Source organism: Waltera sp., from assembly GCF_046969025.1.
In the GTDB taxonomy this organism is placed as follows: domain Bacteria; phylum Bacillota; class Clostridia; order Lachnospirales; family Lachnospiraceae; genus Acetatifactor; species Acetatifactor acetigignens.
In genome coordinates, this window is record NZ_JBKVQF010000002.1 from 1 (window position 1) to 25,829 (window position 25,829).

General features: G+C 48.9%; 23 protein-coding genes. All 23 read right to left on the reverse strand.

Features of this window, described 5'->3' with window-relative positions; translation table 11 throughout:
- The coding region (locus ACLTOH_RS01065; RefSeq protein ID WP_412223128.1) for an NAD(P)/FAD-dependent oxidoreductase at positions 1 to 1,473 on the reverse strand (1,473 nt) is incomplete at its 3' end.
- An 86-nt stretch (positions 1,474 to 1,559) separates the two neighbouring features.
- On the reverse strand, positions 1,560 to 2,786 hold the full coding sequence (locus tag ACLTOH_RS01070; protein WP_118669145.1) for an NAD(P)/FAD-dependent oxidoreductase: 1,227 nt from the start codon (positions 2,784 to 2,786) through the stop codon (positions 1,560 to 1,562).
- A 23-nt stretch (positions 2,787 to 2,809) separates the two neighbouring features.
- Positions 2,810 to 3,472: a TM2 domain-containing protein gene (locus ACLTOH_RS01075; RefSeq protein WP_118669129.1), complete on the reverse strand. Its 663-nt coding sequence runs from the start codon at positions 3,470 to 3,472 to the stop codon at positions 2,810 to 2,812.
- A gap of 84 nt (positions 3,473 to 3,556) precedes the next feature.
- Positions 3,557 to 5,155, reverse strand: a complete 1,599-nt coding sequence (locus ACLTOH_RS01080; protein WP_412223129.1) for a hypothetical protein — start codon at positions 5,153 to 5,155, stop codon at positions 3,557 to 3,559.
- 33 nt (positions 5,156 to 5,188) lie between these two features.
- On the reverse strand, positions 5,189 to 5,704 hold the full coding sequence (ybeY, locus tag ACLTOH_RS01085) for an rRNA maturation RNase YbeY (RefSeq protein WP_022312801.1): 516 nt from the start codon (positions 5,702 to 5,704) through the stop codon (positions 5,189 to 5,191).
- The gene (locus ACLTOH_RS01090) at positions 5,688 to 6,863 is read right to left on the reverse strand and encodes a hypothetical protein (RefSeq protein WP_118503759.1); all 1,176 of its coding nucleotides are present in this window, start codon (positions 6,861 to 6,863) and stop codon (positions 5,688 to 5,690) included. The genes ybeY and ACLTOH_RS01090 overlap by 17 nt, the downstream gene beginning before the upstream one ends.
- Positions 6,864 to 6,865: 2 nt before the next feature.
- Positions 6,866 to 7,879 (reverse strand): PhoH family protein, encoded by a 1,014-nt coding sequence (locus tag ACLTOH_RS01095; RefSeq protein ID WP_118503757.1) that lies wholly within the window; start codon positions 7,877 to 7,879, stop codon positions 6,866 to 6,868.
- A 7-nt stretch (positions 7,880 to 7,886) separates the two neighbouring features.
- Positions 7,887 to 9,122: a sporulation protein YqfD gene (locus tag ACLTOH_RS01100; protein WP_412223130.1), complete on the reverse strand. Its 1,236-nt coding sequence runs from the start codon at positions 9,120 to 9,122 to the stop codon at positions 7,887 to 7,889.
- Between the two features lie 24 nt (positions 9,123 to 9,146).
- Entirely contained in the window at positions 9,147 to 9,416 is a 270-nt protein-coding gene (locus ACLTOH_RS01105; protein ID WP_412223131.1) for a YabP/YqfC family sporulation protein, read from the reverse strand.
- Between the two features lie 48 nt (positions 9,417 to 9,464).
- A complete protein-coding gene (locus ACLTOH_RS01110) occupies positions 9,465 to 10,769 on the reverse strand; it encodes a pyrimidine-nucleoside phosphorylase (RefSeq protein ID WP_412223132.1) in 1,305 nt (434 codons plus the stop codon).
- 44 nt (positions 10,770 to 10,813) lie between these two features.
- On the reverse strand, positions 10,814 to 11,449 hold the full coding sequence (locus ACLTOH_RS01115; protein WP_022312807.1) for an endonuclease III domain-containing protein: 636 nt from the start codon (positions 11,447 to 11,449) through the stop codon (positions 10,814 to 10,816).
- A gap of 19 nt (positions 11,450 to 11,468) precedes the next feature.
- Complete coding sequence (gene rlmH, locus ACLTOH_RS01120) at positions 11,469 to 11,948, reverse strand: 23S rRNA (pseudouridine(1915)-N(3))-methyltransferase RlmH (RefSeq protein WP_412223210.1); 480 nt, start codon at positions 11,946 to 11,948, stop codon at positions 11,469 to 11,471.
- On the reverse strand, positions 11,948 to 12,847 hold the full coding sequence (locus tag ACLTOH_RS01125) for a TFIIB-type zinc ribbon-containing protein (RefSeq protein WP_117466338.1): 900 nt from the start codon (positions 12,845 to 12,847) through the stop codon (positions 11,948 to 11,950). Before ACLTOH_RS01125 ends, rlmH begins: the two co-directional genes overlap by 1 nt.
- 15 nt (positions 12,848 to 12,862) lie before the next feature.
- A complete protein-coding gene (locus tag ACLTOH_RS01130; RefSeq protein WP_117466339.1) occupies positions 12,863 to 13,162 on the reverse strand; it encodes a Dabb family protein in 300 nt (99 codons plus the stop codon).
- Between the two features lie 44 nt (positions 13,163 to 13,206).
- A complete protein-coding gene (gltA, locus tag ACLTOH_RS01135) occupies positions 13,207 to 14,592 on the reverse strand; it encodes an NADPH-dependent glutamate synthase (protein WP_117466340.1) in 1,386 nt (461 codons plus the stop codon).
- A gap of 50 nt (positions 14,593 to 14,642) precedes the next feature.
- Complete coding sequence (locus ACLTOH_RS01140; RefSeq protein WP_337417286.1) at positions 14,643 to 15,521, reverse strand: sulfide/dihydroorotate dehydrogenase-like FAD/NAD-binding protein; 879 nt, start codon at positions 15,519 to 15,521, stop codon at positions 14,643 to 14,645.
- 28 nt (positions 15,522 to 15,549) lie between these two features.
- Positions 15,550 to 17,022 carry an FN3 associated domain-containing protein gene (locus ACLTOH_RS01145; RefSeq protein ID WP_227733236.1) on the reverse strand — a complete coding sequence of 491 codons (1,473 nt, stop codon included), beginning with the start codon at positions 17,020 to 17,022 and terminating at the stop codon, positions 15,550 to 15,552.
- Positions 17,023 to 17,026: 4 nt separating this feature from the next.
- Complete coding sequence (folD, locus tag ACLTOH_RS01150; RefSeq protein WP_337417287.1) at positions 17,027 to 17,881, reverse strand: bifunctional methylenetetrahydrofolate dehydrogenase/methenyltetrahydrofolate cyclohydrolase FolD; 855 nt, start codon at positions 17,879 to 17,881, stop codon at positions 17,027 to 17,029.
- A gap of 18 nt (positions 17,882 to 17,899) precedes the next feature.
- Entirely contained in the window at positions 17,900 to 19,570 is a 1,671-nt protein-coding gene (locus ACLTOH_RS01155; protein WP_412223133.1) for a formate--tetrahydrofolate ligase, read from the reverse strand.
- A gap of 42 nt (positions 19,571 to 19,612) precedes the next feature.
- Positions 19,613 to 22,405 carry a DNA translocase FtsK gene (locus ACLTOH_RS01160; RefSeq protein WP_337763379.1) on the reverse strand — a complete coding sequence of 931 codons (2,793 nt, stop codon included), beginning with the start codon at positions 22,403 to 22,405 and terminating at the stop codon, positions 19,613 to 19,615.
- A 44-nt stretch (positions 22,406 to 22,449) separates the two neighbouring features.
- Positions 22,450 to 23,193 carry a ClpP family protease gene (locus ACLTOH_RS01165; protein ID WP_337763378.1) on the reverse strand — a complete coding sequence of 248 codons (744 nt, stop codon included), beginning with the start codon at positions 23,191 to 23,193 and terminating at the stop codon, positions 22,450 to 22,452.
- 106 nt (positions 23,194 to 23,299) lie between these two features.
- Positions 23,300 to 24,874 (reverse strand): hypothetical protein, encoded by a 1,575-nt coding sequence (locus tag ACLTOH_RS01170; protein WP_337763377.1) that lies wholly within the window; start codon positions 24,872 to 24,874, stop codon positions 23,300 to 23,302.
- Positions 24,874 to 25,818: a glycosyltransferase family 2 protein gene (locus ACLTOH_RS01175; protein ID WP_022312235.1), complete on the reverse strand. Its 945-nt coding sequence runs from the start codon at positions 25,816 to 25,818 to the stop codon at positions 24,874 to 24,876. The genes ACLTOH_RS01170 and ACLTOH_RS01175 overlap by 1 nt, the downstream gene beginning before the upstream one ends.
- Between the last annotated feature and the right edge of the window lie 11 nt (positions 25,819 to 25,829).

The window sequence follows — 25,829 nt, forward strand, 5'->3', positions numbered from 1 at the left end:
CGTCCTGCCTTCCACACCGGTCAGGATCGTTCCCGGAGAGGCAAAGCCGTGGATCTGTCTGTCAAAGCTGTCCATCCCCTCCACGAAGGCCCGGTTACACTCTGCCGGAAGAATTCCGGTAAGATCCGCCCATTCATAAGCACCTTTACACTGTGGTTCCAATGCTTCCGGGCCACTTCTTTGTACTCCGTCCGTTTCCGCAGGATGCTCTCCGGTGACTTTCTCCCTAAAATCTCCGTACCGCTGTACCGGCAGTTTCCCATCGCATAATTCATAAGCTCTCTGTTCCAGTCCCCGCTGGAATTCGATTCCTGCCAGTGGATGATCGGAACCGTAATCCGCAGGAGTCACCGCAACGATAATGGCGCTGTTGGCATTTTTCCCGTCACGACCGCTGTAGCTCATACCGTTCACCGCCAGTCTTCCCGGCTCGGAAGATGCGTTGACCACATAGCCGCCCGGACACATACAGAAAGAATACACTCCTCTGCCGGTGCTTGTCTTAGCCGTCACCTTATAAGCCGCTGCACCCAGACCTTTTACCGACTCAGCGCCATACTGACTCATATTGATCAGGCTCTGGGGATGCTCCACACGGAATCCCACTGCAAAAGGTTTCGCCGACATGGGAAACTGCTTCCGGTACAACATGGAAAAGGTATCTCGGGCACTGTGCCCCGGTGCCAGTACCACCTGCTCACAGGGGAGCACTTCCGTGTCATTCACCTTTACTCCTGTGACCTGCCCGTTCTCTGTAAGGATCTCCGTCATCTGACTATGAAATCGGACTTCCCCACCCATACGCAATATTTCTTCCCGCATGCTTTTTACCACTTTGCTCAGGACATCCGTACCAATATGGGGCTTGGCCTGATAAAGAATTGCCGGATCAGCACCGTGCTTTACGAAAGTTTTCAATACTTCCGTATTTCTGCCGTATTTGTCCTTTACCAAAGTATTCAGTTTACCATCCGAAAAAGTTCCGGCACCGCCTTCTCCAAACTGCACATTGGAATCCGGCTTTAATCTGCCCGTCTGCCAGAAAGCTTCTACATCCGCCTGTCTGGCATCCACGTCTGCACCCCGTTCCAGAATGACAGGTGCATAGCCGTGCTGTGCCAGATAATATCCGCAAAAAAGTCCAGCAGGACCCATTCCGATGATCACAGTGGGATGCTTCTGCTGCGTTGAACCTTCTGCAGGAAAAAGATATTCCGTTTTTTCGGTCAGCAGAACATTGGCTTTTCCAAGTCTGCGGCAGGCATCCTTATATACTTTTTCTTCCTTTTTCACCGTTACATTCACACTGTAACTGTAAAAAAGTGCCGGCTTTTTTCTGGCATCCAGAGACTGTCTTACGATCTGCAGTTCGAGGATATCCGCCGCCGGGATCCGTAAGTACTGTGCCGTCTTATGTATAAGCTGCTCCCGGGTATGATCTACCGGAAGCTTCAGCTGATTTAATCTGATCATTTTCATCCTCATATCTTTCAATGACCTGCCGCCTTTCCGGAGCTTTTGCACCTTACGCAGGCATACGTCACGTGTAAAAAATTATTTTATGCTAACGCAGCGTGGTATCCCGCCAGATAACCACTGCTCCAGGCCCATTGGAGATTATAGCCCCCGCATCGGCCATCCACGTCCAGGATCTCCCCCGCAAAATAGACCCCGGGGCAGATCTTTGATTCCATAGTAGGCTTTATTTCCCGTACATCCACGCCTCCGGCGGATACCTGTGCATTTTCGTAAGGATTGCTCTCTGTGATATGCAGTTTCAGGTTACGGCAGAGATTATAATAAGCATGAATCTTTTCCTCCGGGATCTCCTTCATGGGAGTAGCCAGACGAATCCCTGCCATTTTTAGCAGCGCAGCGGTCAGTTTTTTATGTAACATTCCGGTAAAGAATTCCTCTGCTGTCCGGTCTCCCTGTAAAAGTTTCCGCCCTGCCTGTAATTCTTCATAGCTTTCCTGTGTCAGATCCGGCAAAAAGTCAATCTGTGCTGTCACGTTCCGCCTGTCCCTGAGCAGATAGTTCACCCTGCGGCTTAGCTGGAAAATGGGAATGCCTGAGATGCCGTAATCCGTCAGCTGTAGTTCTCCCCGTTCCCGGCATATTTCCCCGCCGTCACAGAAGACCCGGATCTCACTGTCCGCCCGGACACCGGCAATCCCCTTTAGCAGGTCGGTCTCCTGACAGCGCAGCTGCACCAGTGCGGGCACTGAAGGAATGCAGGTGTGTCCCATTTTTTTTGCAATTTTAAATCCACTGCCGTCCGATCCGGTAGCCGGTGCGGCTTTTCCACCACAGGTCACAATCGCCGCATCGAACTGCCATGTCTTTTCTCCGTCACTGACCTGCAGCTTTCCGGAGGCCAGTTTTTCGACCTTTGTGATCTTGCACTGATACTGTATCTCCACACCGAGTGCCTGTAATTCATAACGCAGCACGTCCAGCACCGCAGCCGCCTGCTCACACACGGGATATAGATAGCCGTTTTTCTCCTTTACCATCAGACCGATACTTTGGAAAAAGCGTATCGTATCCTCCGTATCAAAATGTTCCAGCACATCCCGGATCCATTCCAAATCTCCGCCGTGATAACACTCCACGGAAAGCGCACGATTTCCCAGATTGCATTTCCCGTTTCCTGTCTGCAATATTTTCTTTCCCACACGGTCATTACGCTCCAGGATCGTCACCTGTGCGCCTTCTTTTGCCGCGGTTATGGCTGCCATCATTCCGGCAGCGCCTCCGCCGATTACACCGATCTGTTTTTTCATCTGCATCACCTTTATTCAGAATTCTAGGACGAATACGTCTCCAGAAAATCATACAATGTTTCTTCATCCGGAACAAACAGCATGTCCATGATCTGGAGCTGTATCTGTTCCGGCAATTCTTCCAGCGAGATCCCGGTATTGATATATACCGTGGATCTGTCTTCCAGATAGACCACCACTTCATTGTCCGACACCGCCAGATAAAAACTTGCGCTGGGCTGGACATAACGGTAATCCATACGGACCATTACTTTTTCCCGGGAAAAAGACAATACCTCCAACCCCACAAAGCCCCGCTCGATCTCCGACAATGGCGGATGGGCCGCATAGAGTTCCATGGTCTCCAGAAAATTTTCCCTGTTCATCCCAATATATTTATGTGGGATCTTCCATGAGGTCTCCACTGTGGTACCCCGTACAATATCTGCCTCTTCCAACACATATTCGGTATCCGCACAAAGTGTCTCCCCGGAGGCTGCCGCCTCCACACTGGGTGCCACCTCATAAGGATCTGTGTCTGCCGCAGTCTCCTCTTCCGTGAGCGGCAGGGCAAGTCGGTTCTCATTCAGATCCTGCCATTGTCCGGGATAGAAAAAATGAATGCCCCAGACACCAAGAAAGATTCCAAGAATTAAAAACACAACCGGAATCACAAAAAAGTAACTGATACGTTTTACAAATTTCATACTGCCTCACATCCATGATGTTTCTATTGACTCTTTGTATCAGTATCAGTTATTTTATCGAAAATATACATCCGTAAAACAGTTTTAGAGCAGCCGGAGCGTTTTTCCGAAAGCACGCAGCACTTTACCGCCGGGAACATAATTCAGATCCTGTCCACGGAAACTGAGTAACATCAAAAGCAAAAACCAGTAGACCGCACCGGTGATCACCAGTTCCAGCAGCACCGTTACCATTGCCCCCAGATGGGGCAGGCAGATCTTCTCCAGCCCAAAAGCCAGCAATCCGCAGGCACAGCAGCTTCCGGCGGGAATTGCCAGTGTCCGCAACAGATCCGGCCAGGTCTTCATTCGAAGGCAGGCAAGTATGCCGAGAACAATTCCTCCCGCTGCCGTCCCCAGCACAAGGCTTAAAGATAATGCCGTTGTTGTATTTCCCGTATTCAGAAGAATCAGCAATATCACGATGCTCACGATATCCAGAATGCCGTATCCTGCCAGGAGCAGATGCTTTTCCCCCCGAAGTTCCAGTATCTCCGAAAAATAAAACAAAAGCAGAAGCCACAGAATCAGCGAAGATCCCGTAGTGAACAAACCGGTAAGTGCCATTTCCGCAGATTTATCCAAAGCCTGTGACAGTGGTGTTGCCAGTACCGCGATCCATGCCGTGAAAAAGAATCCGTGTACCACCGTCCCCTGTACTCCTGCCTGAAATGCAGTTCTGGCATATCTTTCTTCTTTTTTGCGGATATGGCTGCCGGTTCTGGCCACCCCCGGCAGAATTCCCGCACTTAAAATTGCTACGGGCATCAGGATCGTGATCAGATATCTGCCGACGAAAATACCATACGCAGAAACGGATGCATAAATATCCGCCGATCTTTTCTGGAAGAAAAGCAGGCCGATCCACAAAGGCAGTAATAAAAACATGTCTCTGAGAATATCCCCACCCATAGGAATCAGTAATGTACGCAGCTGCGAGGAGAAAGAGTCCGTTCCCTTCATACCGCTTTCCGCTTCTCTTCTGCCTGCCATGCTGCCACGGTAGATCACAAAGACAAATAGCAGTACCAACACCTCCGAAAGCAGCATTCCCACTGCGATACCCATGGCTCCGTACATGGATGTAAAGTCTGCCCTTTTTAATAAAAGACTTACTTTCTCCCCGTAGTTCCGGAAAATCCCCAGGAACACCAGACCCAGGCCCAGGAAAAATACCTGCCGCAGCACCGAAGATACCGCAGATGGCATTTCCGAACCTTCACTCTGAAAATATCCTAAAAATACCGACTGGATACAACGAAGAAAAAGTGCCGGGCTTAAGATCCACAGGATCATGCTTCCGTAAGGCACCAGAAAGACTTTTTCCAAAAGGATCCAGCCCAGACTCATGCACAAAACAGTCCCAAGAAGTCCCTCTGCGATCTGGAACAGCATCATGTTCTTACGCATTCTGGAGACATTCCGATACTGCCCCCTGGCATTTCTGCCCCGAAGCATTCTGCCCATTCTGTCCGGCAGATTTTTCCCGGTAAGCACCCAGAACAGGGCAAATACCAGAACAGCCGCTGCCAGATATCCCAGGCCGTTATCTCCGATGCTTTTCCCGAACACCCAGATATTGATACAGGCAAGGACATAGGAAAAACTCTGTATTTGTCTTCTTTTTACTTCCACCTGATTCATGTAAGCTACCTTTACGTGTATGACACGCCCTTTTTAATCTCTTGTAATTCCAAGGGATGCGAGAACCTGCTCCTGCTTTGCCTCCATTACCTTTGCCTCATCTTCTTCCATATGGTCATAGCCACACAGATGAAGCATACTGTGAGCGACCAGAAATGCGAACTCTCTCTTCTGGCTGTGTCCATAGCTTTCCGCCTGCTCTTTGACCCGGTCCACAGAAATAATGATATCCCCGAGGATCAGTTCTCCTGTATCCGGATCAAAATAATCTGCCTCTCTGTCCTCAGAGATCTCAAAATCCCCAGGCTCATCGAAATCCAGATTGGGGAAGGACAATACATCAGTCTCCCGGTCAATCTTCCGGTATTCCTTATTGTAAGCATGAATACCGTCATTGTCTGTCAACAGTACATTTAACTGGATCTCATAGGGACATCCCTCCATATCCAGAACCGCCGTGGCTACCTGCTCCACGGTCTCCTCTATGGGGAAACTGTTTTCCCCATTTGAAAATGTCTCATCGGTTTCATTTTCAACGTAAAAAGTCATAGTATAATTTCTCCTCCTTGAATATCTTCTGCATCCGGTTCCAGCCCCTTAAGGACAGGTCACATTCGCTGAAAATACCTTTTTCCCGGATTCTCTCAAAAATCCTGTCAATCACCTGCTCATAATCCGGCTTCTTCTCCGGTTCCTTCTGCAACAGCAAAAGGATCGCACTGACTACCGCATCCGAACAATACAGCACTGCGGTCTCCGCTTTTTTGTATTTCCGGGTTCCTTTATATTCTTCCAGGATCTCCGATGCGCCTGCCGGGAATTCCATATCCGGTGTCTCCTGCATAAGATCCCAGCCTTTTCTGTGATATAATCCGGCACATTTCAGGGCATCCCTGTCCAGTTCCAGCTTATTTGCGATCCGCTCACAGAAATAGGCTGTATGTACACACAGGAAATATTCGGATCGGTCTTCCTCGCGGTACTTTACCAGTACCTGATTCTCGGTGTCATTCAGTTCCAGATATTTTACACGATCCCTGAACACCACTGTACCCGAAAAAATTTTCAAAATACCCAGAAGCAGTATTCCCGACACGATCAGATTTGCTGCCGGAACCAGAAACTGTTCCAGACTTAAATGTTCATTGGCAAGCAGTACCACATTTGCGGTCTCGCACAGCAAAAGGCAGAACAGAGATAAGAACAGGGGGATCCCGATGGCAAATTCCTGCTCTAAATGCTGGAAAAGACAGGCTGCAAAAACACCGCTGATAAAATACAGGAAAAAAATGCCCACCGACTGTCCCCACAGCGTGGCAATCATCAGAAACACCCCGGAAAACACAATTCCCACTGATAGATTGCTGAACAGGGACAATACCACAAAGACCGCCAGAAACGGCCATCCTCCCGCCGGAAGGAATGCACAGGTCAGCGAAAACAAAAGGCTGCACCAGACAGCGGTCCAGAATCTCATCAGGTGCTCTCCGTTATCATAATCCAGGCGGGAATCCACTACTTCCCTGCGCAGGAAAAATCCTGACACTGCAAGTCCCAGTGCTGCCATCACGGCATCCCGCAGGGCATTTTCCACAGACAACTGTTTTCCCAAAAGTCCCAGTCCGTAGACTGCGGCACCTCCGATCAGTACCGTAAGGATCTCCGGCAGCAAAAGCCGCGAAAATCCGTTTTTCTCTTTGTTCTTCATATTTATCTGTTTCCTTTATCCGGACGTTTGTTTAATCTCGGACTTCTTTTGCTTTTGATCGTCCGGGCTTCATAGTCATCGTAAGCTTTTACGATCTTCTGTACCAGCGGATGTCTTACCACGTCTTTGCTGGTCAAGGTACAGAAGGCAATATCATCGATATTTTTCAGAACTCTGGCTGCTACATCCAGACCGGATTTTGCTCCCACGGGAAGATCCTTCTGGGAGGAGTCACCCGTTACGATCACTTTGGAGCCGAAACCGATACGGGTCAGGAACATTTTCATCTGTGCCGGTGTGGTATTCTGTGCTTCATCCAGAATAATATAGGCATTGTCCAGTGTCCGGCCTCTCATATAGGCAAGCGGTGCCACTTCGATCAGACCCTTTTCCATATTTTTGGCAAAACTTTCCGCTCCCATGATCTGATACAGGGCATCGTACAGGGGACGCAGATACGGGTCTACCTTACTCTGCAGATCACCGGGCAAAAAGCCCAGCTTTTCTCCGGCTTCAATGGCCGGTCTGGTCAGGATGATACGGCTCACCTCGTTGTTCTTAAAAGCGGTGATCGCCATGGCCATGGCCAGATACGTCTTACCGGTACCGGCCGGTCCCAGTCCGAATACGATCATGTTTTTCCGGATGGCATCCACATAAGCCTTCTGCCCCAGGGTCTTGGGCTTGATCGGCTTTCCGCTGATGGTATGGCAGATGCAGTCCGCATCCATCTCCATCAGTTTTTCCTCCTGGTCTTCTTTTCCCATTTCAATGGCATAATCCACGCTCTGTTCTTCGATCTCATTGCCGTGATCCGACAATGCGGTCAGCTGTCGTAATACCCGGGAGGCCTTCGAAACGTTTTCCTCTTCCCCGGTGATCATTACACTTCCGTTGCGGTCCACAATAGTTACCTGAAAATCCTGTTCCAGCTTCTTGATGTACGCATCCTGCATACCGAAGATCTTCTGCATCTGTTCTGTATCCATTTCCAGACGGATTGCTGTCACACTCATTTATGTCTTAATCCTCATTTCTGTCCAAATCTTCTGCTCCGGTATCCTCCGCCCGGGAATCTACCAGACTGACCGCCGCTTCCCGCAGCAAAAGTTCCCCGTGTGCGGTCCAGCCGGCGCACTTTGTTTCTATTTTAACATCTTTCGAGATTATTTGTACCCCTTTTTCATCTAAAGTTTCAAGAAAATCCATGATTTTTTTCTGTAAAACCGTTTCTGCTTCCGACACTGTATAATAATATTCAGTTTTCTGATACTCTCTGTACGTGATCCTGCCTACCATGCAGGGGATCTGCAGATACTCCAACGCTTTTACGGGACATGCTTCCAGCACGCTGTCATATTGCAAAAAATCCATTTTTTTCTCCGGTTTCCACTCCCGGTCACCGAAATGGATAAAATAAAATGTCTTTTGTCTTCCGGTGTATTTTTTCCGGATATAATCTGCCGGAAGATATGCCTGAAAGATTCCGGTATGCTCCAGCACTATATCCGCATCCGGGGTCACCGGCCGATATTCCCTGACGGTTCCATCCTCGGCATAAATGGGGATCCTGCCTTCCACCAGAATATCTCCTTTTGCCACTTCACTGCCTATGGATACTTTTGGGACACCACAACGCACGATCATATCCGTGATCACCCCGTTGCATTCTGCCACCAGATCTTTTCCTGCCCCTGCCGCATCCTGCACGACTTCTGGAACCGACATATCGTTTTCCTTTACTTCGATCACCAGTCTGGTCCCGTCCAGACGGCCGGAGGTCCAGGTAACCTGCGAAAACTTCCGTCTTATCTGTTTTTCCAGCTCACCTATATTCAGTTCACTCCTTCGCATTCCGGTGTGAATGCCCTCCTGCTCCAGGAAGGAATAGAACACGTCATCCGTCACCTGATAATTGCCAGTCACCTGAATATCCCACACAAATAAAGACGAAATCAGCCAGAAAGCCACCGCCAGAAATAAACCTGCCAGAAACGCTTTTCTGCGCAGCATTCCCGGCACAAAAAAGGGTAGTCCATATCTTTCCGATATGACTACCCTTACTTTTGTCTTTCTGGCGATGGGCCGCAGTTCGTAAAAAGACCGCAGGCCGATGCACATGGTATAAACATCTTCCTGTTTTTCTATATTCCACAGCAATATTCCCTTATTACTGCACAGATTGATAAATCGCTGCGGTGCAAAGCCCCATACCCGGATCTTCACATAACCCTGCAGACGTTTGACCCACTCCGTCATCCTGTTAACCTCTCATCCAAATGATTATTCACGCAAATATCGCAGTGCACTGATATTTCCGCTGATCTTCATATCTTCATTGGTATAATAGTCGATGGAAAGTCTGTTTCCCTCCAGGCACACCTGACAGGTCTTGGCCTGCAAAAGGATCCGCTCTCCGGTATATTCCAGGATTCCTCTGTAATTTTCAATCCAGGCTTCGGAGTTTCCCGTCAGCGTCACCCGCAGTGCTCCCATACAGACATCCTTGGGTAACTGCAGGGAATCGATCCATTTTTCTTTTTTCGATGGCATTCTCTTCATTTTCATATAAAACTATATGAAAGCGGATGCCGGAATATGTTACTGTAAAATCCCTTTGATCAGAGGTTCTGCCTCCGGCTGATGGCCGGTGATGAAATAGGCACTCCGGAACTTTTCCTTCGCCGCTTCCAGACGTTTCTCATCATTGGCATGAAGGTATCCCAGTACCTCTCCCTTTTTCACCGCATCCCCTTTTTTCTTCTCTAAGAGGATGCCAACAGACAGGTCGATCTCACTTTCCTTGGTCTCTCTTCCGCCGCCTAAGAGCAGAGAACAAATTCCGATATCCTCACAGGCAATTTTTTCTACAAAGCCATCTCTGTCCGCACAGACAGGAACCACCATGGATGCCTTCGGCAGAAGCTCCGGATCCGTTACCGCCGCAGGGTCACCGCCCTGGGCCTCCACAAACTGCTCCAGCTTCCGTAAAGCACTGCCATCTCTGATGACATTTGTAAGCATATTTCTGGCCTCTTCGACACTCTCCGCCTTACTACCGGCAAGTAACATCCGACTTCCCAGTACCATACAAAGTTCTTTGAAATCTTCCGGGCCCTCTCCCCGCAGGGTTGCAATGGCTTCCTTCACTTCCAGGGCATTTCCCACGGCCCGCCCCAGCGGCTGATCCATATCCGAGATTACGGCAATAGTCTTACGTCCGGCATTCTTACCGATCTTCACCATTTCCTCCGCCAGAGCAAAAGCATCCTCCCTGCTCTTCATAAAGGCACCGCTTCCGGTCTTGACATCCAGTACAATGGCATCTGCACCGGCTGCCAGTTTCTTGCTCATGATGGAACTGGCAATCAGGGACATATTATCTACGGTAGCTGTCACATCCCGCAGGGCGTACAGCTTTTTATCCGCCGGTGCCAGATCTGCGGTCTGTCCCATAATGGCAATGCCGATCCGATTCACATTTTCAATAAACTGCTCCGTGGTCAGTGATGTGGAAAATCCTGGAAAGCTTTCCAGCTTGTCAATGGTCCCTCCGGTATGGCCCAGGCCTCTGCCGCTCATCTTGGCCACCAGGATCCCACAGGCAGCCACCATGGGTGTCAATGCCAGAGAAGTCTTATCCCCCACACCTCCGGTACTGTGTTTGTCCACCTTGTAGCCATGGATTCCGGACAGATCCAGCATCTCACCACTGTGTGCCATGGCCATGGTCAGTTCATAAGTCTCCTTCTCGGTCATCTTCTGAAAGTAGATCGCCATCATCAGCGCAGATACCTGATAATCAGGAATCTCTCCACGGGTATAGCCCTCGATAAAAAAGTGGATCTCTTCTTTCGAAAGCTCTCCGCCGTTTCTTTTTTTCATGATAATGTCATACATCCTCATAGGCTTTGCTCCTGTCTGCGGCAGTAGATTTCCCTGTCCGCCTTTTATATGCCGACTTTTTTACAGATGTCACTGATACAGCATTTTTCGCAGTAAGGATGGGTTCTGGCGGTACACACTTCTCTGCCGTGATATACCAGTCTGTGGCAGAAATCGCTGCCTTCTTCGGGCGGAATGATCTTCCACAGCTCCTTCTCCACCTTTGCCGGTTCCCTGATCCCGTCCACAAGTCCCATACGGTTCACCAGGCGGATACAGTGGGTGTCTGTCACAATGGCAGGTCTGCCAAAGACATCCCCCATGACCAGATTCGCACTTTTTCTGCCCACTCCAGGCAGAGACAATAATTCGTCAAAATCGTCTGGAACCTTTCCGTCATATTTATCCCGCAGAATCTTCATGCAGGCACTGATATCTCTGGCTTTGCTGTGACCCAGGCCACAGGGCTTTACAATGGCCTCGATCTCTTCCACCGGAGCCTCTGCCAGGGCATCTACATCCGGGAACTTCTCATACAGCTTTTCCACTACGATATTTACCCGGGCATCGGTACACTGAGCTGCCAGGCGGACACTGACAAGCAGTTTCCATGCCTGATCGTAATCCAGAGTGCATCCGGCATCCGGGTATTCCTTTTTCAGACGTTCTATAATTTCTAATGCACGTTGTTTTTTTGTCATATACTTCTACTTTTACTCTTTATTTATGGTAAGGTTCGTGCTGAATGATCCGGAATGCACGATAGTTCTGTTCGCACAGGATCACTCGCATCAACTGATGAGGAAATGTCATTTTGGAAAAGCTTAAGGCCAGATCCGCTCTTTTACAGACACTTGGATGCAAACCAAGCGATCCGCCAATGACAAAGCAGATATGGCTTTTTCCTCTGACAGTGCAATCTTCAATCCATGCCGCAAATTCTTCGGAAGAAAAGTTTTTACCGGCAATCTCCAGCGTAACGATCAGGGCATCCTGTGGCAGTTTCGCCAGGATCCTCGCCCCTTCTTTTTCACGGATCTGATCTTCCAGAGCCGCACTGGCTCCATCCGGTGTCATTTCATCCGTCACTTCGATGATATTTAACTTCGTATAACGCCCCAGACGTTTGCTGTATTCTTCTATGGCGTCCCGGAAAAATTTCTCCTTGATCTTCCCTACACATACGATGGATATTTTGATCATTCTTCTGCTCCGTTTGTATCCGGGAAGATCTGTTCATAGATCTTTGTGTCAATAAGGTTCTCCAGCATCTGCTGATCCAGATTCATAAACTGATGATTCATCTGGCTGCGGATTACTTCGAATCTCTTGTAATAAAGAGCCTCTTCCGGTGTATCTGCAGCATTTTCAATCTGAGCGTCAATTTTTTCCGCCGTCAGATTTTCTTCACTCCACTTCAGAAGAGTATCCACCAGAGAGTTCTCGGACTCTGCCTTTTTCTCAAAAAGCTTTGCATTCCGCATGGATACCACGCCCATGACAATGAACAGAATGAAAACAGCACTCATCACTCCGTAGAACATATAGGGGTTGCCGATGTTCAAAGGAAGTACGCCGGTAATTCCCAGGATCATGACAAGCATTCCGAGGATTCCCACCACCAGCAGTACCCAGGCAGAGGAACGATTCTCCTCTGCTTTGGCTCCACTGTTCATATAAGTAAGTCCACCCTGGGCGGAAGCTGTTTTCAGCAGTTCTCCGGGATTGACTTCCTCCGATGCTTCTTCTGTCTCCGGCATCAGGAATTCATCTACCGCAGCCTCTTCCTCAGCAGCATTTTCCGTCCGCTCTTTTTCCTGCTGTTCCAGAAATACCCGGGCAATCGTCTTCGCCTGTTTTTCCTCTTTTGCATCTACAAACAGTTCATAGACCTGCTCCGCCTCATCGAAGGAAAGTTTGCTCTTGCGGATCCCATTGTATGTAAGGAAGTCTTTCAGTTTCTCCATTTCGTCCTGTTCACCGAACAGCACGGAAGTCCAGTCCGTCAATTCTTCCTCGCTTACCAGCGTTTCTCCGCAATCGGGACATACGGTGATTCCTTCCCGATATTCGTTTTTACATTTCGGACACCATGCCATATACCAACACCATCCTTAATACTCGTAATCCAGGCAGGCTCTGTTGCCTGCCACGGATCCAATATATTCCTTTGCTGCCAGATGATCCGGATGCACCTGATAGGCAGCCAGCGCCTCAGTATCTGTAAACTCAGAGATCAGAGCCACATCCCGGTTGCTGCTGTCCAGTTCATTGATGATCACTTCCACCTTTACGGCACCGGGAACCTTCTCTTTGATGGGCTCCAGTAACTCCTTGATCTTCCCGGCGGTCTCTTTCTTTTCCTGTTTTGTCAGATTGCCTTCCAGACTCCACATAACAATATGTCTTACCATGTAATCCTCCATTCCATCCTGTCTGTGGACAGGATCCGGGGTGTTTATTTTGTACTCAGATATTCGTCAATGCCTTTGGCAGCAGCTTTTCCTGCGCCCATGGCCAGAATAACGGTCGCTGCTCCGGTTACCGCATCTCCGCCGGCATAGACACCTTCCTTTGTGGTCTTACCATTGTTCTCGTCCGCAATGATGCACTTCCACTTGTTGGTATCCAGTCCCTTGGTTGTAGAAGAGATCAGAGGATTCGGGGAAGTACCCAGAGACATGATCACGGTATCCAGTTCCATCACGAATTCAGATCCCGGAACCTCTACCGGACGGCGTCTGCCGCTCTCATCGGGCTCACCCAGTTCCATGCGGATGCACTTCATACCGGTCACCCATCCCTTATCATCGGAAAGAATCTCAGTAGGATTGGTCAGCAGATCAAAGATGATGCCTTCCTCTTTTGCATGATGTACTTCTTCCACTCTGGCAGGCAGCTCCTCTTCGCTTCTACGGTATACAATGTGTACCTCCGCACCCAGACGAAGTGCGGTTCTTGCTGCATCCATCGCCACGTTACCGCCGCCGACAACGGCTACCTTCTTACCATGCATGATAGGAGTTCTGGAGTCGGGATCAAAAGCCTTCATCAGGTTGCTTCTGGTCAGGTACTCGTTGGCAGAGAAGACACCGTTGGCATTCTCACCGGGGATACCCATGAACTTCGGCAGTCCGGCACCGGAACCGATGAATACAGCCTGAAAACCTTCCTCATCCATCAGCTGGTCGATGGTCACGGATTTACCTACCACCACATTAGTCTCAATATGAACACCGAGAGATTTTACATTCTCGATTTCTTTTGCCACAACACCGGTCTTGGGAAGACGGAACTCGGGAATACCGTATACCAGTACACCGCCTGCCTCATGCAGTGCTTCGAAAATGGTCACATCATATCCCAGCTTTGCCAGATCTCCGGCACAGGTAAGACCAGCAGGGCCGGAACCGATCACAGCTACCTTCTTACCGTTCTTCTGTGCTGCGGGAGTGGGCTTGATGCCATTCTCTCTTGCCCAGTCAGCCACAAAACGCTCCAGCTTACCGATGGAGATCGGATCTCCCTTAAAGCCACGGATACATTTTCCTTCACACTGGCTTTCCTGAGGGCATACACGGCCGCAGACAGCGGGAAGAGCGCTGGATTCACTGATAATACGATAAGCCTCTTCAATGTTGCCGTTCTTCACCTGTTCAATGAACTGTGGAATCTGGATTGCTACGGGGCAGCCCTTTACACACTGTGCATTTTTACAGTTAATGCAGCGGGAAGCCTCTTCCATTGCTTCTTCTTTGTTATATCCGAGACAAACCTCTTTGAAATTGGTAGCACGTTCCTTCGCATCCTGCTCTCTGACAGGAATTCTCTTTAATACATCCATTTTATTTTAACCATGCCTTTCTGATTTATCGTGTTCAAACTTTTGTATGACTACTGGCAGTTGCCGCAGCCACCGTGATGGGTATCTCCCTCTTTCAGGGCCAGCATTGCACGTCCTTCTGCAGTCTTGTAGATCTGCTGACGTCTCATTGCCTCATCAAAGTTTACTTCATGTCCATCGAACTCCGGTCCGTCTACACAGGCGAACTTTACCTTGCCGCCGACAGTTACACGGCATGCGCCGCACATTCCCGTACCGTCTACCATAATAGGATTCAGACTGACAACTGTGGGAATCTCCAGTTCTTTGGTTAAGAGACACACGAATTTCATCATGATCATAGGACCGATGGCAATACACAGATCGTACTTTTTACCTTCTGCCACCAGATCCTTGATGGTCTGGGTTACCATACCGCTTCTTCCATAGGAGCCGTCATCGGTGGTTACATACAGATTTCCTGCGACAGCTTCCATCTCCTTCTCCAGGATCAGAAGATCTTTGGTCTTGCTTCCCACGATAACATCTGCAGCAACGCCATGCTCATGCAGCCATTTTACCTGGGGATATACCGGTGCCGCACCGACACCACCAGCCACGAAGAGGATCTTCTTTGCCTTTACCTCATCCAGAGGCTGTTCTACCAGCTCGGAAGGACATCCCAGAGGACCTACGAAATCATGGAAGTATTCTCCCTCGGAAAGCTGTGCCATCAGTTTTGTACCGGCACCAACGGTCTGGAACACAATGGTTACTGTTCCTTTTTCTCTGTTGTAATCACAGATAGTCAGAGGGATACGCTCACTCTCGCTATCCATTCTTACGATGACAAACTGACCGGGTTCACAGGTCTTTGCCACTCTGTTTGCTTCTACCTCCATAAGATAGATGTTGGTTGTCAGCTCCTGTTTTTTTACGATCTTATACATTTCTCTTTTTCCGTCCCTTCTGTTAGGATTATATATCTAAACGGTCACCAAGCGTATAATGGCGGCCGCTTTCGTCGGTCTGCAATTTGTACAGTTCCCGGGTATAGGCATTTACGGCGAACAGATTCCCCGTCTTTGTGACTGTCCCATCTTCTCCCCGGTAGATCTCGGCAACAACATAGAAATCATCTATCTTGTTGATGTTCGTCACATACTGATACTGATAGAGATATGCGGCACCGGATTCATCAAAGCTTCCGGATGCTTCCGTTATTTTACCACTTTCTATGGCATAATTCACTACTTTTGTCACGGCATCCTCCGGCATAAACTCCGTGTTCATGACCAGATTGTAGCTTTTCTCCACGATCTCGCTCTTTCTTCCTTCCGCAATGCGGATAAACCGGAAGACTGATTTGCCAAGAGGCATGGGGATCGGTCCATTATACACCGTGGAATTCTGCGTAGGATCGGAACCATCCGTTGTGTAATAAACATCATATCCGTCGGTCACCTCGATATTGATTGGGAATTCATAATCCCCACTGACCGCCGTTACCTCCGGAGCACTCAGTTCCTCGATCTCAATATGGTAATTTTTGGTAACCACTGGACTACTGATCCCATTCTCATTGATGTAGACGGCTTTGATACAGTAATCACCGCTCTCTAAAAGGATGGGTGCCGTATACAGCAGACTGTGTTCTCCCGGTTCGGTTTCGTCGGTAGTATAGTAGATCTTACCACTTCCGAAAGTTGTCAGTTTCAAAGGCTGGATGCTGGTATAATATCCCTCCTGCAGACTGAATTCCGGTTCCATTGCCATATAGCTCTGGTATTTACTCATAATATTTACATTACCACAGTTCAACAACAGATCATTAATGGTCTTATAATCTTCCCTGGCCGCATAGATGGCGATCAGCTTTCCATAAGCACTTTCCAGTTGTTCGGAAGTAGCTGCGGCATCCGCAACAATCTCCCGAAGCAGATATTCATATTCCATTTTGTTGTTCTTCTGAAAATAAATATCCGCCAGTTCAAATTTTAAGGTGATGTTCCCCGGATCGATTTCCAGCGCACGTTCATAACAGGTAACCGCCTGATCGTATTCCCCGGAAGCTACATACTCTCTCGCACTCTTTATCTGATATTCAGCGGAATGATAGTGGGAATAAGAGATTCCGAAACCGGTACATACCACCGCTACTACCGCAAGCACCAGGATCAGTACAATGAATTTCCAGCGAAAGGGATGTTTTGCCGTATTTTCCAGCGGTTCTTCATCCCAGTCCTGCAATTCCGTCATGCTCTGCTGTGCATCCTGATCGTCCGTGGCATCTTCTTCCGGTGTCATTTCCCTGGCAATATCATGCAGAGTCTGCTCCATATTGTATTCAATTTCCGGTTCAAAATCGGGAACAATATGGATATCCTCCCCGCAGTGCTCGCAGTAAAGCGTACCTTCTTTCATTTCCGCCCCGCAATTCGGACACTTCATATAATTATCCTCTTACTGCCTGCAAGGATACCGATTCCAGGCAGTTATTCATCAGCATAGCTATGGTCATAGGACCTACGCCGCCGGGAACCGGAGTAATGGCGCTGCATACAGGCTCCACACTGTCAAAGTCCACATCACCGCACAACTTGTTTTCTTCGTTGCGGTGAATTCCCACGTCAATGACAACCGCACCATCTTTTACATATTCTGCCGTGATCATTTTCGGCTTGCCGACAGCCACCACCAGAATATCCGCTCTTTTGGTTACTTCTTTCAGATCTTTGGTACGGCTGTGAGCCACCGTCACCGTACCGTTCTCCCGAAGCAGCAACAATGCCATGGGCTTGCCGACGATATTACTTCTGCCTACCACCACACACTCTTTTCCGGCGATCTCAATACCGGAACGCTTCAGCAGCTGTATGACTCCTGCAGGAGTACAGGACTCAAAGCACGGCTTGCCGATGCAGAGTGCACCGACATTCTGGGGATGAAATCCGTCTACATCCTTTAAAGGAGAAATGGAATCCAGTACCTTTTCTTCGTCAATATGTTTCGGTAACGGCAGCTGCACCAGAATGCCGTTGACATCGGTTCTGTCATTTAATTCCCGGATCAGCTCCAGTAATTTTTCCTCTGTTGTCTCCTCTGAAAGTTCATATGCCAGAGACCGGATACCTACATATTCGCAGGCCTTTTTCTTGTTGCGGACATATACGGAAGATGCGGGATCCGCACCTACCTGGATCACCGCCAGCATTACTTCACAGCCCTGCTCTTTTAACCCTGCGACTTTTTCTTTGACTTCATCTTTAATCTGTGCGGAAATAACTTTTCCATCTATTAACTGTGCCATGAGACACTTTCCTCCTTACTAGAACAAGCCTACGATCCTACAGCTGTCATCCACATCGATATTGTAAGCAGCTGGAGCCTTGGGCAGGCCGGGCATGGTCATGACCGCACCGGTGAGCACTACAACAAAACCGGCACCGGCAGACACATAGACCTCTCTTACATTCAATTCAAAACCGGAAGGTCTTCCCAGTAACGTAGGATCATCTGACAGAGAATACTGGTTCTTTGCCATACATACCGGCAGATCACCAAAGCCAAGTTCCGTCAGTCTCTTTAACTGTTTTGCTGCCGCCGGAGCAAACACTACATCAGACGCTCCGTAGATCTCCTGCGCGATCTTTTTGATCTTATCCTGAAGAGACAGTTCATTTTCATATAAAACATGGAAGTGGTTCTCTTTTTCGTCGATTGCTTTTAATACTTTCTCAGCCAGAGCGATTCCACCCTCTCCGCCTTTCTCCCACACTTCGGAGAGTGCGAACTCACAGCCTCTTGTCTCACAGAATTCTCTGACATAAGCGGTCTCCGCCTCACTGTCGGTGATAAAAGAGTTCAGGGTAACCACTACAGGCACACCATATTTCTGAAGATTCTCAATATGTTTCTCCAGATTCACAATACCTTTTTTCAACGCTTCCAGATTCTCTGCTCCCAGATCCGCCTTTGCAACGCCACCGTTGTATTTCAGTGCACGGATGGTTGCTACCAGTACCACTGCATCAGGAGTAAGTCCTGCCTTACGACATTTGATATCGAAAAATTTCTCTGCTCCCAGATCCGCACCGAAGCCGGCTTCCGTGATGCAATAGTCTGCCATCTTCATGGCTGCCTTAGTAGCTCTGACGGAGTTACATCCGTGAGCGATGTTGGCAAACGGACCTCCGTGTACCAATGCTGGAGTATGCTCTAAGGTCTGGATCAGATTGGGCTTGATGGCATCCTTTAACAGTGCTGCCATGGCACCGACTGCTTTCAGCTGACCGGCGGTCACCGGCTCACCCTGATAGTTGTAAGCCACAACGATTCTGGACAGGCGCTCCTTCAGATCCTTCATATCGTCTGCCAGACACAGGATCGCCATGATCTCACTGGCTACGGTAATGACAAAATGATCCTCTCTGACAAAGCCGTCTGTCTTGTTGCCAAGTCCTACCACAATATTACGAAGGACTCTGTCATTCATGTCCTCACAGCGCTTCCACACGATCTGCCGGGTATCGATGCCCAGATCATTGCCCTGCTGGATATGATTGTCCAGCAACGCAGCCAACAGGTTGTTGGCAGAGGTGATTGCATGAAAATCACCGGTAAAATGCAGATTCAGTTCATCCATAGGCACTACCTGTGCATAACCGCCGCCGGCAGCTCCACCTTTGATACCAAAGCAGGGGCCTAAGGACGGCTCTCTGAGCGCAATTACAGCCTTTTTGCCCATTCTGCCGAAAGCTTCTCCCATACCTACCGTGGTCGTGGTCTTACCCTCTCCTGCAGGAGTTGGGTTGATAGCTGTTACCAGAATCAGTTTTCCATTGGGACGATCCTGGATCTTACGTAAAAATTCTTCGGAAAGCTTTGCCTTGTATTTTCCGTAAAGTTCCAGGTCATCTGCTTCAATGCCAATACTTTCAGCCACTTTGGTGATGGGCTCCATTACCGCTTCCTGTGCGATTTCAATATCTGTTTTCATGTCCTTTTTCCCTCCGTTTATTCAGACAGTCTCGAACGAATGTCAGATTTCCTCCAACAGCTGTTCGAACTGTTCCATGCTCATAAGTACTTTTCTGGGTTTAGTGCCTTCTTCTTCACCTACCACGCCGTATTCGCAAAGCTGATCCATGATTCTGGCAGCACGGTTGAAACCGATTTTCAACACACGCTGCAACATGCCGATGCTGGCCTTGTCTTTATCAATAATAAACCTTGCGGCCTCCTCAAAATATTCGTCTCTGTCGTTACCGCCACCAGAACCGCTTCCGGAGGAACCACCTGACGAGCCGATATTTTTGATCTTCTCTTCAATATCTTCTGCATAGTTGCTATAGGTATTGCCCAGTGCCTGGTTCTTGAGATAATCCACCACATCGGATACTTCCTTGTCGGACACAAAAGCACCCTGTACTCTGGCCGGTTTGGAATAACCCTGCGGGTAGAATAACATATCGCCTTTACCAAGCAATTTCTCCGCACCGTTCATATCCAGGATCGTTCGTGAATCCACACCGCTGGATACGGAGAATGCCACACGACTGGGCATATTGGCCTTGATCAGTCCGGTGATGACATCCACACTGGGTCGCTGGGTAGCGATGATCAGATGGATACCTGCGGCTCTGGCCAACTGTGCCAGACGACAGATAGATTCCTCCACTTCGCCGGGGCATACCATCATCAGATCCGCCAGCTCGTCCACGATAATGACGATCTGTGGCATCTTCTTCGGTGCTTCCTCTCCTTCCGGAACAGGCATAGTCTCTATTTTCTTGTTATACCCCTTCAGATCACGGACATTATAATCGGCAAACTTCCGATAACGGTCTTCCATCTCACTGACGCCCCAGTGCAATGCAGCAGATGCTTTCTTGGGATCTGTCACTACCGGGATCAGCAAATGAGGAATGCCGTTATAGACACTCAGTTCCACGACCTTCGGATCCACCATGATCAGTTTCACATCATCCGGATGCGCCTTGTACAAAATACTCATGATCAGCGTATTAATGCATACGGACTTACCGGAACCGGTAGCTCCGGCGATCAGCATATGAGGCATCTTGGCAATATCCGCCACCACAGTCTTGCCCGCGATATCCTTACCTACGGCAAATGCAATATTGGAATTAAACTCCTGAAACTCTTTGCTCTCTAACAGATCCCGGAGTGCTACTGTCATGTTCTCTTTGTTCGGGACTTCGATACCGATAGCTGCCTTTCCGGGGATCGGTGCCTCAATACGAATATCCGTTGCCGCCAGATTCAGCTTGATATCATCTGCCAGGCCTACGATCTTGGATACCTTTACGCCCTGTTCCGGCTGTAGTTCATAGCGGGTAACACTGGGACCCTGGCTGATATCGGTAATCGTTACCTTTACACCGAAAGTATTTAACGTCTGCTGCAAGCGCATGGCGGTCTCTTTCAATTCTCTGGAGGAATCTCCGGTAGCTGCTTTTCCCTTCTGTAACAGGCTCAGAGGCGGAATCCGGTATTCTGCCGGAGGCTGTTTGGCCGCTTTCGCAATATCCTTATGTATCTGATCCTCTGCCAGAGAATTACCCTTTGGCGGCTCCGGTGCCGTGATTTTCGGTCGTATGCGGCTTTCCGCCGTTGCTGTCTCTGCAGGTTCCCGCACGACAGGCTCAGGCTCCGGGATATCTTCCTTGTGAATCCGGATAGATTCCGCCTGAGGTGTCAGGAGTGCTGCCTCCTCCTGCCAGGATTCTCTGCGTTCAAAAGGTTTTTTGAAGGTAGCAGCACTGGTCACTTCCTCCACGGGGATCTCCTCGTAAGGTTCTTCTGCTGCGGCCTCCTGCATGGTCACCTGATGCATTCCCGTTACCTTGATCTTATCAAAATCGCTGGAGGTCACTCTGGTCTCTTCCACAACAGGAATCTCCTGTGCATCCTCTTCATAAACGATCTCATGAATATCTTCCCGTCTTCCCACAGGCTGTGCCTCCTGCTTTTTCAGGGAAGTGTCCATCATAACACCGCTGACTTTTTTCTCTCTGCGGGGAATGGCGTTTAAGATCTGCTCATTCTCTTTCTCTTCCGCACGGAGTCTGCGCTCTTCCTCACGGATCCGTCGTTCCTCTTCCCGGATACGACGGGCTTCCTCTCTCTGGGAATTACGTTCCTCCTGTTCCTGTCTGCGGATCTGTGCATTTTCCCGTCTGCGCACTGCATCCTCTCTGGACAGTTCCCGGATCCGGTCACCACCGTTTCGCATACTGTTTAAGAAAGAACGCTCCGTTACCAGGATCAGACTGATCACAGAACACAATAAGACCACCAGAACCGTTCCTACCGTCTCCAGATAATGCAGCAACAGATAGCAGATACTTCCTGCCAGAATACCTCCGCCCTTTTTACCGGTACTGCAGTTTGTATATAACAGTTTGATATCATACTGTTCCATAGAGCCGGCAGTCCTGGCGATCAGATCACAGATCACACCGAGCATCAGAAACAATACGACACCTGCAATCATTTTGCGTACAGCGGTAGGGTTCCCCTCATTGGCGAACCAGAAAGCCACAGCCAGAAATATCACAATAGGTGCTATATATGCAGTAAATCCAAAGATACCGAATAAGACCCCGCTGATCGCATTGCCGACCGGGCCGATAATACCAAAATTACAACAAAATAATATCACCATTACCACAAACAAAACGATCAGACCGATCTCATGGAACAGTTCACTGTCCTGTGCTGTTCTCTGCGCCTGCCTGCTGCGGCTGTTTGTGGTACTTTTTCTCGTCCTATTGGAAGATGATGTTCTTTTGCCTGATGAAGATGCCATGTCATCATACTCCTAACTTCATTATAGTCATAATTAGAAGTATATCATTTTTCCATGGCCTTGTCATCCCTTTTTCTGTTCCCTTCGATCATCTTCCGAAGCCTGCAGATGGCCCGGTCGATACCTCCCACTTCGTCAATAATACCGTGGTTCACCGCTTCTTCTCCCACCAGAATGCTTCCCACATCCTTCGTTAAGAATCCGGTCTCCATCATGAGTTCTTCCAGTTTTGTCCGGCTGATTTTACAGTGTTTGCATACAAAGCCCGTGATCCGGTCCTGGATCAGTTTAAAATATTCAAAGGTCTGGGGCACACCGATCACCATGCCATTCATTCTTACCGGATGTATCACCATGGTTCCAGTGGGTACGATGAAGGAATAGTCACAACTCACCGCAATAGGCACCCCGATGGAATGACTGCCACCCAGCACCAGGGATACGGTGGGTTTGCTTAAAGATGCCAGCATCTCTGCAATAGCCAGTCCCGCCTCCACATCTCCGCCCATGGTATTTAAAAGTACCAGCACACCGCCAATTTTTTCACTGTCTTCGATGGCTGCCAGTTGTGGCAGGATATGCTCATATTTCGTGGTCTTCGAATTACCGGAGAGATTATCATGCCCTTCGATTTCACCGATAATGGTCAGCAGATGGATCTTTTCCCCGGATGCCGCATCCGACAGCGTCAGTTGTCCCGTTTTTTCAATTCTTTCGTCTCTGTGTTCTTCCGCCTCGGTCTTCGGCGCTTCCTTCTTGTTTTGATTGTTATCTTTCTGATTCTGCATGGCCTGTTTCCTCCCTGTTCCGATGATTATAAAAACAAAAAGACGATACCCGGGCTTTTGCCTTTCGTATCGTCTTTTAGTATATCCGCTTTTTTATTGTTTATGTTTAATGATCAAAATCATCGTCATCCGCTACCGGATAATCAAAATCACTGTCATCATCACCGTTCAGCTTATAATCCAGTACCTTAGGCACATGCTTTTTCGGCAGGGGCAGTGGATTTTCGATCAGCTGTATTTTTTCCGTTTCTACAGGTTCTTCCTGGAAATCCGCTGGCTCTTCCTCCGGGAATTCCTCGGTCTCCAGATCTTGTACTTTCAGTCGGCGTTTTGTGGAAGCAGCTCCCACAGGAACTGCCTCAACGGTCTCAGGCAGCACCCCTTTGACTTCCCGCAGCAGTTCCATTTCGTACGGTAGAACCGCCTGTATTCCTGCGCCGGCAGCTACTGCCAATAACAGATACAATAACGTAAGTCCCGGCATATCTTCACTCAGCATTCCGCAGCCGTTTAAGATTCCAAGTGCCAGCGCCAGAGCAATCCACACGGACTGTCTCTCGTGTTCTTTCCTACACCAGTAACTGAATGCGCCGCATGCAAGGATCGTAACCATAACGGCAACTATAATGACCGTGGCCACCTTATCAGGCACATATGTGTGAACTGCCGGCTGTTCATAGAGGGCGATCCATGTGAATCTTCCCGGGGAAAAGACTTTCCACCATGCCAGAAGTATATTTTCCATCTGCTTTCCGCTGCCCACGGCATCCAGAGCGATGCAGGCAAAAAATGCCACCACTGTACCAAATAATCCCAATGCTCCGGCACAGATTCTGCGCATCCATTTTACCTGTTGCTTTGTCTCCAGAAAAAGTGCAGAAAACACTACGAGTAGCAAGAGCAGTCCTGTGACATCCAGATAGCCCAAAATTCCTATAACAATACCGCTTAAGAAAAATCCACCCACGGAACGGATACCGGGGGTGTCTCCCCGCCCCCTGAAACTATCCAGTGCTTCCACGCACACACACAGACCAATCATCCACAATAACTGATATAACGGTTCCGGTCCCAGAATCACTGCTCCAGACAGAACAGGGCATAACATCCAGTACGCAAGAGATACCACTGCAGCCACCATACCGGTCAGTTTCCGTACCGCAAAATATAAAAAGATTCCGGTCAGGATCTGCAGCACAATCTGCAATACCAGCGCCGCTGTCATTTTATTACCCAAAAATACCAACAGCCCGTGTAGCACCTGCAGATAAAAGTATACCGCACCGTGTACCACCTGAGGAATCCGCGTGGTCTCGGTGACTTTCACCGCATCGAACCAGATGTTACCGGCCGCCCCGGAGATATCGTACTGCATACTCTCTCTTACACGAAGTGTGATTCCCACAGCAATCAGAGCTACTACAGCCAGTCCCTCGATAATCAGTTTCACCTGCCCTGAGCCTTCACCGTTTTGTGCCCATTTTACCCACAGAAATCTATGTAACAGAAAAACAACCAGCCCTGTCATCGCAAGCCATACACCTGCGATAACAAGGCCGATTGGGCGGGAACCACCTTCCGGCAGGAGCATGACCATTGTCGTGCCCACCAGTACGGTTCCCGCTGTCAATGCATAAATGAACCACAATATAACACTTAAAATGCCTTTTTTATAATTCATTATTTCAGTACCTTTTCGATGTTATATCTGGGACGATGTTTTACCTCAATGTAAATCTTGCCGATATACTGGCCCACCAGTCCGATGGCCATCAACTGAATACCGCCCAGGAACCAGATGGACAGGATCAGGGAAGTCCAGCCCGGTACCACGTGTCCGGTACAATAAGAGATCAGCGCATAAATAGCAGCCAGAACGCTTAAGGCCACAATGATCATACCGGCACCCAGGATCATACTGATAGGCTTCACACTGAAGGAAGAAATACCGTTGAATGCCAGTGCAAGCATCTTCTTCAGAGGATACTTGGACTCACCGGCCACTCTTTCCTTACGGTCATAGTATACACAGTCCGTCTGATAACCGATCAAAGGCATCATACCTCTTAAGAACAGATTGGTCTCCTGATACTTGGAGAACTGTTCTACCGCGCGCTTGGACATTAGTCGGAAATCCGCATGATTGTAAACAGTCTTGACCCCCATCATTTCCATGACTTTATAAAATCCCTGCGCCGTGGTACGTTTGAAGAAAGTATCGGTCTTACGCTCCTTACGGACACCGTATACGATATCACAGCCGTTGTGGAACTTATCGATCATTTCCTCGATCACAGCTACATCATCCTGCAGATCTGCATCAATGGAAACCGTCACATCAGACAGATCCATGGCAGTGATTAGTCCGGCAGTCAGTGCGAACTGATGTCCCACATTGCCGGCCAGCTTTACACCGCATACCTGCACCGGATGTGCCTGATGCTCTTCTTCGATCAGCTCCCAGGTACGATCCTTACTGCCATCATTTACAAACAGAATAAAACTGTCTTCCGCGATCTTTCCCTTATGGATCAGATCATCCAGCACACCCCTCAGTGCCTCGGAAGCAATCTTTAACACCTCTTCTTCATTATAACAAGGAACTACAATTGCAAGTTTCTCCATGCTGTTACCCC

Coding starts and splice junctions, on each gene's coding strand:
- ACLTOH_RS01070 (WP_118669145.1), bottom strand. CDS start 2,786: ATGAAAAAACAGATCGGTGTAATCGGCGGAGGCGCTGCCGGAATGATG.
- ACLTOH_RS01075 (WP_118669129.1), bottom strand. CDS start 3,472: ATGAAATTTGTAAAACGTATCAGTTACTTTTTTGTGATTCCGGTTGTG.
- ACLTOH_RS01080 (WP_412223129.1), bottom strand. CDS start 5,155: ATGAATCAGGTGGAAGTAAAAAGAAGACAAATACAGAGTTTTTCCTAT.
- ybeY (WP_022312801.1), bottom strand. CDS start 5,704: ATGACTTTTTACGTTGAAAATGAAACCGATGAGACATTTTCAAATGGG.
- ACLTOH_RS01090 (WP_118503759.1), bottom strand. CDS start 6,863: ATGAAGAACAAAGAGAAAAACGGATTTTCGCGGCTTTTGCTGCCGGAG.
- ACLTOH_RS01095 (WP_118503757.1), bottom strand. CDS start 7,879: ATGAGTGTGACAGCAATCCGTCTGGAAATGGATACAGAACAGATGCAG.
- ACLTOH_RS01100 (WP_412223130.1), bottom strand. CDS start 9,122: ATGACGGAGTGGGTCAAACGTCTGCAGGGTTATGTGAAGATCCGGGTA.
- ACLTOH_RS01105 (WP_412223131.1), bottom strand. CDS start 9,416: ATGCCATCGAAAAAAGAAAAATGGATCGATTCCCTGCAGTTACCCAAG.
- ACLTOH_RS01110 (WP_412223132.1), bottom strand. CDS start 10,769: ATGAGGATGTATGACATTATCATGAAAAAAAGAAACGGCGGAGAGCTT.
- ACLTOH_RS01115 (WP_022312807.1), bottom strand. CDS start 11,449: ATGACAAAAAAACAACGTGCATTAGAAATTATAGAACGTCTGAAAAAG.
- ACLTOH_RS01125 (WP_117466338.1), bottom strand. CDS start 12,847: ATGGCATGGTGTCCGAAATGTAAAAACGAATATCGGGAAGGAATCACC.
- ACLTOH_RS01130 (WP_117466339.1), bottom strand. CDS start 13,162: ATGGTAAGACATATTGTTATGTGGAGTCTGGAAGGCAATCTGACAAAA.
- gltA (WP_117466340.1), bottom strand. CDS start 14,592: ATGGATGTATTAAAGAGAATTCCTGTCAGAGAGCAGGATGCGAAGGAA.
- ACLTOH_RS01140 (WP_337417286.1), bottom strand. CDS start 15,521: ATGTATAAGATCGTAAAAAAACAGGAGCTGACAACCAACATCTATCTT.
- ACLTOH_RS01145 (WP_227733236.1), bottom strand. CDS start 17,022: ATGAAGTGTCCGAATTGCGGGGCGGAAATGAAAGAAGGTACGCTTTAC.
- folD (WP_337417287.1), bottom strand. CDS start 17,881: ATGGCACAGTTAATAGATGGAAAAGTTATTTCCGCACAGATTAAAGAT.
- ACLTOH_RS01155 (WP_412223133.1), bottom strand. CDS start 19,570: ATGAAAACAGATATTGAAATCGCACAGGAAGCGGTAATGGAGCCCATC.
- ACLTOH_RS01160 (WP_337763379.1), bottom strand. CDS start 22,405: ATGGCATCTTCATCAGGCAAAAGAACATCATCTTCCAATAGGACGAGA.
- ACLTOH_RS01165 (WP_337763378.1), bottom strand. CDS start 23,193: ATGCAGAATCAGAAAGATAACAATCAAAACAAGAAGGAAGCGCCGAAG.
- ACLTOH_RS01170 (WP_337763377.1), bottom strand. CDS start 24,874: ATGAATTATAAAAAAGGCATTTTAAGTGTTATATTGTGGTTCATTTAT.
- ACLTOH_RS01175 (WP_022312235.1), bottom strand. CDS start 25,818: ATGGAGAAACTTGCAATTGTAGTTCCTTGTTATAATGAAGAAGAGGTG.